The 11999-nt window shown below is 64.2% G+C and carries 13 protein-coding genes; 11 read left to right on the top strand and 2 right to left on the bottom strand.

Features of this window, described 5'->3' with window-relative positions:
• The first annotated feature begins 3 nt into the window (after positions 1-3).
• The 5 genes from ispH to ACWCIA_RS03790 all read left to right on the top strand — a co-directional run bounded on the left by ispH (position 4) and on the right by ACWCIA_RS03790 (position 4806).
• Positions 4-951 (top strand): 4-hydroxy-3-methylbut-2-enyl diphosphate reductase, encoded by a 948-nt coding sequence (gene ispH, locus ACWCIA_RS03810; protein WP_454161112.1) that lies wholly within the window; start codon positions 4-6, stop codon positions 949-951.
• Positions 952-1145: 194 nt separating this feature from the next.
• Positions 1146-2081 carry a branched-chain amino acid ABC transporter permease gene (locus ACWCIA_RS03805; RefSeq protein WP_454161110.1) on the top strand — a complete coding sequence of 312 codons (936 nt, stop codon included), beginning with the start codon at positions 1146-1148 and terminating at the stop codon, positions 2079-2081.
• Positions 2082-2091: 10 nt separating this feature from the next.
• Entirely contained in the window at positions 2092-3303 is a 1212-nt protein-coding gene (locus tag ACWCIA_RS03800) for an ABC transporter permease subunit (RefSeq protein ID WP_454161108.1), read from the top strand.
• A gap of 13 nt (positions 3304-3316) precedes the next feature.
• Positions 3317-4084 (top strand): ABC transporter ATP-binding protein, encoded by a 768-nt coding sequence (locus ACWCIA_RS03795; RefSeq protein ID WP_454161106.1) that lies wholly within the window; start codon positions 3317-3319, stop codon positions 4082-4084.
• Complete coding sequence (locus tag ACWCIA_RS03790) at positions 4084-4806, top strand: ABC transporter ATP-binding protein (RefSeq protein ID WP_454161104.1); 723 nt, start codon at positions 4084-4086, stop codon at positions 4804-4806. The genes ACWCIA_RS03795 and ACWCIA_RS03790 overlap by 1 nt, the downstream gene beginning before the upstream one ends.
• 125 nt (positions 4807-4931) lie before the next feature.
• Here the strand turns inward: ACWCIA_RS03790 and phaP are convergent, their stop codons facing one another.
• Positions 4932-5516 (bottom strand): TIGR01841 family phasin, encoded by a 585-nt coding sequence (phaP, locus tag ACWCIA_RS03785; protein ID WP_454161103.1) that lies wholly within the window; start codon positions 5514-5516, stop codon positions 4932-4934.
• Positions 5517-5850: 334 nt separating this feature from the next.
• On the opposite strand from phaP, the gene ACWCIA_RS03780 reads away from it, so the two are divergent.
• From ACWCIA_RS03780 to ACWCIA_RS03770, 3 genes are all read left to right on the top strand, one after another.
• Entirely contained in the window at positions 5851-6753 is a 903-nt protein-coding gene (locus tag ACWCIA_RS03780; protein ID WP_454161101.1) for a DMT family transporter, read from the top strand.
• Positions 6750-7445: a nitroreductase gene (locus tag ACWCIA_RS03775; protein ID WP_454161099.1), complete on the top strand. Its 696-nt coding sequence runs from the start codon at positions 6750-6752 to the stop codon at positions 7443-7445. The genes ACWCIA_RS03780 and ACWCIA_RS03775 overlap by 4 nt, the downstream gene beginning before the upstream one ends.
• A gap of 190 nt (positions 7446-7635) precedes the next feature.
• Positions 7636-8826 carry a serine hydrolase gene (locus tag ACWCIA_RS03770; RefSeq protein ID WP_454161097.1) on the top strand — a complete coding sequence of 397 codons (1191 nt, stop codon included), beginning with the start codon at positions 7636-7638 and terminating at the stop codon, positions 8824-8826.
• A 47-nt stretch (positions 8827-8873) separates the two neighbouring features.
• Here the strand turns inward: ACWCIA_RS03770 and ACWCIA_RS03765 are convergent, their stop codons facing one another.
• Positions 8874-9656, bottom strand: coding sequence for an IclR family transcriptional regulator (locus ACWCIA_RS03765; protein WP_454161095.1), 783 nt, complete (start codon positions 9654-9656; stop codon positions 8874-8876).
• Positions 9657-9812: 156 nt separating this feature from the next.
• Here ACWCIA_RS03765 and ACWCIA_RS03760 point away from each other — a divergent pair, with 156 nt between their 5' ends.
• The 3 genes from ACWCIA_RS03760 to ACWCIA_RS03750 all read left to right on the top strand — a co-directional run bounded on the left by ACWCIA_RS03760 (position 9813) and on the right by ACWCIA_RS03750 (position 11945).
• Complete coding sequence (locus ACWCIA_RS03760; RefSeq protein WP_454161093.1) at positions 9813-10199, top strand: diacylglycerol kinase; 387 nt, start codon at positions 9813-9815, stop codon at positions 10197-10199.
• 107 nt (positions 10200-10306) lie between these two features.
• Positions 10307-10945, top strand: coding sequence for a peroxiredoxin (locus ACWCIA_RS03755; RefSeq protein ID WP_454161092.1), 639 nt, complete (start codon positions 10307-10309; stop codon positions 10943-10945).
• A gap of 226 nt (positions 10946-11171) precedes the next feature.
• Positions 11172-11945, top strand: a complete 774-nt coding sequence (locus ACWCIA_RS03750) for a sulfite exporter TauE/SafE family protein (RefSeq protein WP_454161090.1) — start codon at positions 11172-11174, stop codon at positions 11943-11945.
• Positions 11946-11999: the final 54 nt, after the last annotated feature.

Raw genomic sequence — 11999 nt, 5'->3', positions numbered from 1 at the left:
GCGATGGAAAACGAAATTCTGCTTGCCCAGCCGCGCGGGTTTTGCGCCGGCGTCGACCGTGCCATCGAGATCGTCGAACGTGCCCTGAAGCAGTTCGGCGCGCCGATCTACGTGCGCCATGAGATTGTCCACAACAAGTATGTGGTGGAAGACCTGCGCAACAAGGGCGCGATCTTCATCGAGCGCCTGGAAGATGTCCCGGCCGGCAATACGCTGGTGTTCTCGGCCCACGGCGTCTCGAAAGCGGTGCGTGCGGATGCCGAAGCGCGCGGCCTGAAGATTTTCGACGCGACCTGCCCCCTGGTGACCAAGGTGCACGTCGAGGTGTCGAAGATGCGCCGGGACGGCGCCGAGATCATCATGATCGGCCACGACGGCCACCCGGAAGTCGAGGGCACGATGGGCCAGGTGGAAGAGGGCATGCACCTGGTCGAGACGGTCGAGGACGTGGCGACCCTGCAGGTGGCCAACCCGGACAACGTGGCATACGTGTCGCAGACCACGCTGTCCGTGGACGACACCGCCGAGATCATCGCGGCCCTGAAAGCACGTTTCCCGAACATTGCCGAGCCGAAGAAGGGCGACATCTGCTACGCCACCACCAACCGCCAGGAAGCCGTGAAGTTCATGGCGCCGCAGGTGGAAGTGGTGATCGTGGTTGGTAGCCCGAACAGCTCGAACTCGAACCGCCTGCGCGAACTGGCCGACAAGCTGGGCACGCCCGCCTACATGGTCGACCAGGCCGACATGATCGACCCGAACTGGATTGCCGGGAAAAGGCGCATCGGCCTGACCGCCGGCGCCTCGGCCCCGGAAGTGCTGGTACAGGCCGTGATCGACCGCCTGAAGGAACTCGGCGCCGCCAGCGTGCGCGCCCTCGAAGGCGTGGAAGAGAACGTCACCTTCCCGCTGCCGAAGGGGCTGGACGCTCCGCGCGTCGAGGTCGTTTAAGCGCTCGCATACTCTCCGATCAATCCGGCGCCGCAACAATTTTCCGTTGTGAGTTGAGCAAAAACCTCGCTATGATGGCGGCGTTCGGAATTTTTGTCTTGGCAACTGTTTAGTACATACAGCTAAGCCATGAAGCGGCACTCCGGTCATACGGAGTGCCGTTTTTGTTATCGGAAGAATAGGCGGCGGAAACGATGGAGACTTTTGTCCAGCAGTTACTCAACGGACTGGTGCTAGGCAGCATGTATGCACTGGTCGCGCTGGGATACACGATGGTCTACGGGGTGCTCAACCTCATCAACTTCGCCCACGGCGACGTGCTCATGATCGGCGCGATGGTCGGCCTCTCGATCCTGCAGCTGCTCGATAGCCATTTCCCAGGCCTGCCGGGCTACTTCCAGCTTGCCGTCGCCATCCTCGGCGCCATTCCGGTCGCGATGCTGGTCAATGTGCTGATCGAGCGGGTCGCCTACCGCCGCCTGCGCAACGCGCCGCGCCTGGCGCCCCTGATCACCGCCATCGGCGTGTCGATCCTGCTGCAAACCTTCGTGATGGCGATGCCCTGGTGGGGCCGTAACCCGCTGCCTTTCCCGCAACTGCTCTCGAGCGAACCGATCATGATCGGCGGCGCCATGATTTCCCAGACCCAGGTACTGCTGCTGGTGCTCGCGGCCGTCGCCATGGTCGCTCTCGTGCTGCTGGTCGAGCGCACCAAGATGGGGCGGGCGATGCGCGCCGTCGCCGAAAACCCGCGCGTGGCCGGGCTGATGGGCGTGGACTCGAACAGCGTCATCGTCGCCACCTTCGCCATCGGCGCCGCGCTGGCCGCCGTGGCCGGGGTGATGTGGGGCGCCAACTACGCCTCGATCACGTTCACCATGGGCGTGCTGCCGGGCCTGAAGGCCTTTTGCGCGGCGGTGCTGGGCGGGATCGGCAACATCTACGGCGCCATGATCGGCGGCCTGCTGCTGGGCATCATCGAGGCGCTCGGCGCCGGCTATATCGGCGACCTGACCGGGGGCTTCCTCGGCAGCCATTACCAGGACATCTTCGCCTTCGTGGTGCTGATCCTGGTGCTTACCCTGCGTCCGTCCGGCATCATGGGCGAGCGCGTGGCCGACCGCGCGTAAGGGGCACGACATGGCACTCCTCTCTTTCGACGTCCAGCACAACCCGCGCCGCGCCTACATTTCGATGGGCTTGCTGCTGGCCGTGATGCTGGCCTTCCCCTTCTTCGCCTCCCAGTACGGCAACTCCTGGGTGCGCATCATCGACATCGCGCTGCTCTACATCATGCTGGCGCTCGGCCTGAACATCGTGGTCGGCTTCGCAGGCCTGCTCGACCTCGGCTACATCGCCTTCTTCGCCGTCGGTGCCTATCTCACCGGGCTATTTGCTTCTCCTCAATTTGCGGCCCTGCTCGAATCGGTGGTCTACTACAGCCCGGCGCTGGGCGATGCGCTCGTCGCGCTGCTGGGCGAGGACATCCGCACCAACGGCATCCACCTGTCGGTGTGGGCGATCGTGCCGCTGGCCGCACTGGTCGCCGCCCTGTTCGGCGCCTTGCTGGGCGCGCCGACGCTGAAACTGCGCGGCGACTACCTCGCCATCGTCACGCTCGGCTTCGGCGAGATCATCCGCATCTTCATGAACAACCTGAACGACCCGATCAACTTCACGAACGGGCCGCAGGGCATCAACATGATCGACCCGATCCGCATCTTCGGCGTCTCGCTGGCGGGCGAAGCGGGCTCGCAGTCGACCGTGTACATCGGCGGCTATGCGATGCCCTCGGTGAACGCGTATTACTTCCTGTTCCTGTTCCTGTGCATCGCCACCATTTTTATTACCAGCCGCCTGCAGCATTCGCGCCTGGGCCGGGCCTGGGTGGCGATCCGCGAAGACGAGATCGCGGCGAAAGCCATGGGCATCAACACCCGCAACGTGAAGCTGCTGGCCTTCTCGATGGGCGCTTCCTTCGGCGGCGTGGCCGGCGCCATGTTCGCCGCCTTCCAGGGTTTTGTTTCTCCCGAATCGTTCTCGCTGACCGAATCGATCGCCGTGCTGGCGATGGTGGTGCTGGGCGGAATCGGCCACATCCCTGGCGTGGTGCTGGGCGGCGTGCTGCTCGCCGCCTTGCCGGAAGTGCTGCGCCACGTGGTGGAACCGGCGCAGATGGCGCTGTTCGGCAAGGTCGTGATCGAAGCCGAGGTGCTGCGCCAGCTGCTCTACGGCCTGGCGCTGGTCCTGATCATGCTGGTGCGCCCGGCCGGCGTGTGGCCGTCGCCGAACCGCGAAGACCGTCCGAATGCCGCCCTTGCCAAGGAAGAAGAGAAGGAGGCGGCTGCCTGAGGCGCCGAACCCCATGAGCGAATTTCTTTTGAACGTAGCCGGCGTGAATAAACGCTTCGGCGGCCTGCAGGCCCTGACCGACGTCGGCATCCAGATCCGCCCCGGCCAGGTGTATGGCCTGATCGGCCCGAACGGCGCCGGCAAGACCACCTTCTTCAATGTCATCACCGGCCTCTACCAGCCCGACAGCGGCAGTTTCGAACTGGCCGGCAAGGCCTATTCGCCTTCGGCCCCGCATGCGGTGGCGAAGGCCGGCATTGCCCGCACCTTCCAGAACATCCGCCTGTTCGGCGAAATGACGGCGCTGGAGAACGTGATGGTCGGGCGCCACGTGCGCACGAAGCAGGGCGTGTTCGGCGCCATCTTCCGCCACAAGGCGGCGCGTGCCGAAGAAGCAGCGATCCGTACGCGCGCCCAGGAGCTGCTCGATTTCGTCGGCATCGGCCAGTTCGCCCACCGCACGGCGAAATTCCTCTCCTACGGCGACCAGCGCCGCCTGGAAATCGCGCGCGCGCTGGCGACCGACCCGCAGCTGCTGGCGCTGGACGAACCGGCGGCCGGCATGAACGCCACCGAAAAACTGGCCCTGCGCGAGCTGCTGGTCAAGATCAAGAATGAAGGCAAGACCGTGCTCCTGATCGAACACGACGTGAAACTCATGATGGGCCTGTGCGACCGCATTACCGTGCTCGAGTACGGCAAGCGCATCGCCGAAGGGGCGCCGGCCGAGATCCAGAAGGACCCGGCCGTCATCGCGGCCTACCTGGGAGGGGCCCACTGATGAGCGACAGCATTCTCAAGGTCCAGGGACTGAAGGTCTCGTATGGCGGCATCAAGGCGGTCAAGGGCATCGACCTGGAAGTCAACCGGGGCGAACTCGTCACCCTGATCGGCGCCAACGGCGCAGGCAAGACGACGACCCTGAAAGCCATCACCGGCACGCTGCCGGCCTGCAAGGTAGAAGGATCGATTTCCTACCTCGGCAAGCCGTTGCAGGGCGCGCAGGCGCACCGGCTGGTGCAGCAGAAGCTGGCAATGGTGCCGGAAGGGCGGGGCGTCTTCACCCGCATGAGCATCCACGAAAACCTCCTGATGGGCGCCTACACGCGCAAGGACAAGGCCGCCATCGAGCAGGACATCGAGAAATGGTTCGCGGTCTTCCCGCGCCTGAAGGAGCGCTCAAGCCAGCTCGCCGGCACCCTGTCCGGCGGCGAGCAGCAGATGCTGGCGATGGCGCGCGCCCTGATGTGCCACCCGACCCTGCTGCTGCTCGACGAACCCTCGATGGGCCTGGCGCCGATCATGGTGGAAAAGATTTTCGAAGTGATCCGCGACGTGTCGAAGCAGGGCATCACGATCCTGCTGGTCGAGCAGAACGCGCGCCTGGCGCTGCAGGCTGCGCACCGGGCGTATGTGATGGATTCGGGCTCGCTGACCATGACGGGCGACGCGCGGGCGATGCTGGATGATCCGCGGGTGCAGGCGGCCTACCTGGGCGAATAAACACGGTTCGACGTAGGGTGGACGGGAAACCCGTCCACCCTACGAACGACAACGGGGCCGCCTGAATCATCAGGCGGCCCCGTTGTCATGTACAGCCCGCCGAAGCGGGCCTGTCACAGTAAAACTTAGGCTGCAGCAGCCGAAGCGGCGTTGGCGGCAGCGCCAGGTGCCTTGGCGGCGGCCTGGGTGAACTGCGAGACGGCGGCGTTCACGTTGCTTTCGATCTGCTCGACGGCCTGCTTGGTGGTCTTGCTGAACTGCTCGTAGCCGGCGTTGGCGTTGCTGATTGCGGTCTTGACGGCGGCAACGAAGGTTTCCGAACCGGCAGGGGCGTTTTTGCTCACTTCGTCGACCAGGGCGATGACCTTGCGGTTGGCTTCGACGATCTGGCCTTCGGCGGCTTTCGAGAACTCGGCGCCGGTGCCGGTGGCGATGGCGGCCAGCTGGCGGTTGTAGGCGACGGCCTTTTCAGCGGCAGGCTGGGCTTGCGAAGCCGACACCTGGAAGAATTCTTGCGGGTCCTTGGCCGACAGCAGCTGGCGCGCGGTAGCCGAGTTGTTTTCCATGGCGGCGCGGGCGGTGGCGATGTTCAGCTCGACCAGCTTTTCCATGCTTTCGAAGGTCTTCGCGGTCAGCGAGGACAGCAGGGCGAATTGCGATTCGAAGTTGGCTTTGGTGGCGTTCGAGAACTGTTCTGGGATTGCAAACATGGGGTATCTCCAAACTAACGTTATAGGAAGGTATGCTGCTGAAACCGGTGATGCTGGGTGGCTTGACCGGTGCGCCCGAGAGATTGTGCACCGCAACAGAATCAAGTTTTGCCCATTTTTGGAAGCGAGTCAAGCTATTTTGTTGCGATGCACCATACCGGCATCATCTGTTGTTTCGTTGCATCGGAAGAAATACTGAACGGCAACAAATCTTGCGCCCGTATGCCGCTTTTCTGCGTTGGCTCCGTGTCCGGCAGCAGGGTCCTGTCGTGTTAAACTTGCCATTGCGCTTCTTGCCTTCCGCGATCCTGCCACGGCGCGCGCCCACTATTCCATGGCCGACACGACCGCACTCTCGGAAAGCACGCACCGCTGGCTGACGCCGGCTTTCTTCGTTGTCCTGTGGAGCACCGGCTTCATCGTCGCCAAGTTCGGCCTGCCGTATGCGCCGCCGCTGACCTTCCTGCTGCTGCGCTGCACCGGCGTCCTGCTGGTGCTGCTGCCTTTGCTGCTGGTCTGGCGCGCGCCCTGGCCCCACGGCCGCGTAAAACACATCGCGGTGGCCGGGCTGCTGCTGCAGGCCGGTTACCTGGGCGGCGTCTGGAGCGCGATCAAGATCGGCATGCCAGCGGGCCTGTCCGCCCTGATCGTCGGCATGCAGCCCATCCTCACCGCCGTGGCCGCGCCCCTGATCGGCGAGCGCGTGCGTCCGCGCCAGTGGCTCGGCCTGGTGCTCGGCCTGGGCGGCGTCGCGCTGGTGGTGGCCTCGAAAATGCAGCTCGACGGCCTGTCGCCGCTCTCCATCCTGTATTGCGTGCTGGCGCTGCTGTCGATCACGGCCGGCACCCTCTACCAGAAGCGCTACTGCCCCAGTTTCGACCTGCGCACGGGCACTGCGATCCAGTTCGCCGTCTCGGTGGCGGCCCTGCTGCCGTTCGCAATTCTTCTCGAACAGTTCGATTTGTCCTTGTCTAAAGTAGAGTGGAGCGCCAGCTTCATCGGCTCGCTGCTGTGGTCGGTATTTGCGCTGTCGATCGGCGCGATCTTCCTGCTGTTCCGGCTCATCAGCCGGGGCGCCGCCCTCGCAGTCACGAGCCTGTTGTACCTGACCCCGCCCACGACCGCCATCATGGCCTGGCTGATGTTCGGCGAAACGCTCGGACCGGCGGCCCTGGTGGGCATGGCGGTGGCCGTTGCCGGGGTCGCATTCGTCGTCAAGAAACCGGAGATGCCATGATTTCACATGCCCAGCAAGAAGCGGTCGATGCCGCGATCACCTCGCGCCGCTCGATCCGCGCCTTCCTCGACCAGCCCGTCGACCGCGACGACATCGAGCGCATCCTCGAAGTCGCGTCGCGCGCCCCGTCCGGCACCAACACCCAGCCGTGGAAGGTCTACGTGCTGACCGGCGCGGCGCGCAGCGCGCTGTCGGACGCGATCCTGGCCGTGCACCTCGACCCCGAGCAGTCGCGCCAGCACACCGAGGAATACGCCTACTACCCGCGCGAATGGGTGTCGCCTTTCATCGACCGCCGCCGCAAGGTCGGGTGGGACCTGTACAGCCTGCTCGGCCTGACGCGCGACAACAAGGAGGGCATGGCGGCCCAGCATGCGCGCAATTTCCGCTTCTTCGATGCGCCCGTGGGCCTCATCTTCACGATCGACCGCGTGATGGAGCAGGGTTCTTGGCTCGACTACGGCATGTTTTTGCAAAATATCATGGTGGCGGCGCGCGGGCGCGGGCTCGACACCTGCCCGCAGGCGGCCTTTACCCAGTACCACCGGGTCATTGCCGAGCAACTGCAGCTGCCCGCCAACGAAACGGTCGTGTGCGGCATGGCGCTGGGCTGGGCCGATCCGGCGAAGATCGAGAACACCCTCGTTACCGAGCGCGAACCGCTGGCCTCCTTTGTTCACTTCCGGGAGTAACATGCTTGAATGACATGTTGCGTCACCAAGACATCTGAAAAAGAAGCGCGTGTCCGGTATCCAGATGCGCGCCGCATATCGTTGTATTACGGCAAAATAGCGGGGTGAATGTTAAATTCGCTTGCAGTCGAGTCTGGCTTGAATACACTGGGGCAGTGCCTCATCAGTTCCGCGTGAAGGAAAGTAGAAAATGTTGAAGCTCCTGTTGGCCGCGCTGATATCGCTGTTCCTGGTTGCCGAGCCCGTTTCGGCTGCGGGCGCGGGGGCGGGCGCCGGCGAGAGAGCCAGTTCCACGAAGGGCAAGCGTGCCGTCGTAAAGAAGAAGGTCGTCAAGAAGACCGCGGCCAAACGCAAGGGCAAGCGCAAGGAGAGCGCGCAGGTGGCCAGTGCCGACAAGCGCCAGCGCCTGGTGCGCCGGGTCGAGACCGTGCGCGGCAAGCGCCGCGTGACCTACCACGCCGCACGCCGCGCCGCACCCGTCGTGGCGGCGCCCATGCTGCGCACCGCCGGCGACCTCGCCGGCCTGCACAAGACCCAGGATCCGCTGTCGCTGCGCTCGAGCGTGGCGCTGGTGATCGATCAGAACAGCCACGAAGTGCTGTTCGAGAAAAACGCCGGCGCCGCGCTGCCGATCGCCTCGATCACCAAGCTCATGACCGGCCTGATCGTGGTCGAAGCGAACCAGAACCTGAACGAAACGCTCACGATCACCAACGACGACGTCGACCGCCACAAGTACAGCAGCTCGCGCCTGCCGGTCGGCGCCCGCATGACGCGCAACAACCTGCTGCACATTGCGCTGATGAGTTCGGAGAACCGGGCGGCCTCGGCCCTCGGGCGCAACTACCCGGGCGGCATCAACGGTTTTGTCGCCGCGATGAACGCCAAGGCGCGCGAACTGGGCATGAACGACACCCATTACGTCGACTCCAGCGGCCTGTCGAGCCGCAACGTGTCGAGCGCGCGCGACCTGGCCAAGCTGGTCGCCTATGCCCACCAGAAGCCGCTGCTGCGCCAGTATTCGACCGATCCGAACTGGGTGGTCGAGGCCAGCGGCCGTCCTATGCGCTACAGCAATACCAACTACCTGGTGGCGCTGCCGGACTGGAACATCGGCCTGCAGAAAACCGGTTTCATCAACGAAGCGGGGCGCTGCCTGGTGATGCAGGCGATGATCCAGGGCCGCAACGTGATCATGGTCTTCCTCGATTCGAAGGGCAAGATGTCGCGTACCGCCGACGCCGGCCGCATGCGCCGCTGGTTGGAGGCGCTCACGCCGGACAGCATCACCGTGCCGGCCATGCATTCCGTGGGCGCCGTCGAGCCGGTCCAGACTTCCTTCTCTACCGTTTCCAGTGCAGCCGTGCTGCAGAAGCGGTAAAACGACAACGGCGCCCGCGGGCGCCGTTTGCTTTGATCGGTGGTGTTTTACACCGAAGCCGGCCGGAAGCCCAGCGTCGAGGAAATCTGCCCCGCCGTCTGCACCAGGTCGTCCAGCCACTCGTCCTGCAGGCGGTCGGCGGGCGCCGAGATCGACAGGCCGGCCACCAGCTTGCCGCTGTCGTCGAAGATGCCGGCGGCCATGCAGCGCACGCCCAGTTCCAGCTCTTCGTTGTCGCGCGCATAGCCGCGCGCCCGCACCAGGCTCAGCTCGCGTTCGAGCTTGGCCAGGTCGGTGATCGAATTCTTGTTGTGGCCGGCAAGACCGGTGCGGGTGGCGTAGGCCCGGATCGCCTTGGCCTCGTCCACGGACAGGAACAGCTTGCCGGTCGAGGTCAGGTGCAGCGGACCGCGTCCGCCGATCGCACGCACCACTTGCATGCCGGAACGCTCGGAGAAGGCGCGGTCGATGTACACGATCTCGTCGCCCTGGCGCACCGACAGGTTGACCGTCTGCTGGGTTTTCTTGTGCAGGGCGCGCATGTAGTCGAGCGCCGCTTCGCGGACCGACAGCCGGCTTTTGACGACGTTGCCCAGTTCCAGCAGGCGCATGCCGAGGCGGTAGGTGCCGGGCTCGACGCGGTCGACGAAGCGGGTCGCCACCATGTCGTTCAGGATGCGGTGCGCGGTCGAGGGGTGCAGGCCGGATACCTTGGAGAGTTCCTTCAGGCTGACCGGGTCGGGATAGGTCGCCAGCGCATCGAGCAAGGCGACCATGCGCTCAATCACCTGGATCGATGTCTTGGGCGGTTCAAGTGTTTCGATTTTCATGATGTGGTTGGTGCAGTGCAGTATCGTCCTTACTTTATACCATAATGCGAAACACGGCCAAGCATTCCCTAGTGGAACGCGTCTACTCCTTTGCGCTTTCCCGGCAACGGGGGGAACAGGCATAATGACAGTTCTGCATGTCTTCTGAGAAATATAATGGAACAACCGACCAGCGAGTTCAAGAGTAAAGCCGGTTTCAGGCGCATCCTGAACGCCTCCGCCTACGCCATCCAGGGGCTGGCCACGGCCTGGCGCATCGAACATTCCTTCCGCCAGGAACTGCTGGTCTTCGTGCTGGCGGTGATTTTTGCGTTCGTGCTGCCAGTGTCGGGCTTCCAGAAGCTGCTGCTGATCGGCGTCATGCTGCTGGTCCTGATCGTGGAACTCATCAATTCCGCGATCGAGGCCGTGGTCGACCGCATTTCGCTGGAACGCCATCCGCTGTCGAAGAACGCCAAGGACTTCGGCAGCGCCGCCGTCGGCCTGACGATCCTGCTGGCCGCCATCACCTGGGGCACCGTGCTGTACAGCCGCTTCATGTGAAGTTAGGTGACAGCACAGCAAGCTTGCCAAAAATGCCGCAAAATGGCCGGATGGCCCGCGCGGCGTCATGGTGACGCCGCGGGCCTGTCCCATTCCAGGAGAAAACCATGACCTTACGCCTGGGCGACATCGCCCCCGACTTCGAACAGGATTCCAGCACCGGCCGCATTCGCTTCCACGAGTGGGCAGGGGACTCGTGGGTCGTCCTGTTCTCGCACCCGGCCGACTTCACGCCGGTGTGCACGACCGAGCTGGGCCTGACAGCCAAGCTGAAGCCGGAATTCGACAAGCGCAACGTCAAGGCGATCGCGCTCTCCGTCGATCCGGCCGACCAGCACCGCAACTGGATCCGCGACATCGAGGAAACCCAGCAGACGGTGGTCGGCTTCCCGATCATCGCCGACGCCGATAAATCGGTCTCTACCCTGTACGACATGATCCACCCGGAAATGTCGGCAACCGCCACGGTGCGTTCGCTGTTCGTGATCGACCCGAACAAGAAGATCCGCCTGACCATCACCTACCCGATGAGCACCGGCCGCAACTTCGATGAAGTACTGCGCGTGATCGACGCCCTGCAGCTAACCGACGGCTACACGGTGGCGACGCCGGGCAACTGGAAGGATGGGGATGACGTGATCATTCCGCTGACCGTGCAGGATCCGGCCGTGCTGGCGGAAAAGTATCCGAAAGGGTTCACGGCGCCGAAGCCGTATCTGCGTTTGACGCCGCAGCCGAACAAGTAGGGTGGGCACCCCCGTGCCCACGCGGAACCACGAACTGCGTTAACAAATGATTGTTCGGATACGCGGCGCCATCGGGGCCAACACCATGCACAGTTCCGCGTGGGCACGAAGCGCGTAACGGAGGTCATTGGCCTCCGTTACCCCACCCTACCGCATAAGCAAATAAGAAACCCGTCGTTTGTCCCACGGCTGACCCGGCTTACTCTTGGGCTCACTGAGGGACAAAATGCTGATGACATATATCACCGCCGGCTTCGGCGTCGGGCTTCTGGTCGGGATGACGGGTGTGGGCGGCGGGTCGCTGATGACGCCGCTGCTGACCCTGCTGTTCGGGGTCTCGCCATCCGTCGCGGTCGGCACCGACCTCGCCTTCGCCTCGATCACCAAGGGCGCCGGCACCGTCACCCACCGTTTCAACGGCACCGTCAACTGGGCCATCGTGCGCCGCCTGTGCATCGGTGCGCTGCCGGCCGCGCTCGTCGCCACCCTGGCGCTGAAGCAGTTCGGCGCGCTCGACGCCCAGATCGGCCAGATCATCCGCTATTCGATTGCCGGCTCGGTCATGCTGACCGTCGTGGCGCTGCTCTTCCGCAAACGCATGCTGGCCTGGATCCAGGCCAAGCCCGGCCGCCAGCTCGAGGGCAGGGCGCTGGTCAACGCCACCATCTTCTCCGGCGCCGTGCTGGGCGTGCTGGTCACCGTCTCCTCGATCGGCGCCGGCGCCATCGGCGCGACCCTGCTCGTGATGCTGTACCCGAAACTGACGCCGGCGGAAGTGGCCGGGACCGACATCGCCTATGCCGTGCCGCTCACCGCGATTGCCGCGCTGGGACACTGGTGGCTGGGCTCGATCGACTGGATGCTGCTGCTGACCCTGCTGATTGGCTCGGTGCCCGGCATCACCCTCGGTTCGATGGCCGCGCGCAAGGTGCCGGAACGCTTCCTGCGCGGTCTGCTTGCCGTGACCCTGACAAGCGTCGCGGCGAAACTGGTGCTGTAAGAGCGCCCAAAAAAACCTCCATAGCTGCGTTGCAGCGCCTTGCCGTACAGCCGT

This window comes from Massilia sp. SYSU DXS3249 (genome assembly GCF_053668055.1).
This window is presented reverse-complemented; position numbering and strand designations above follow the sequence as displayed.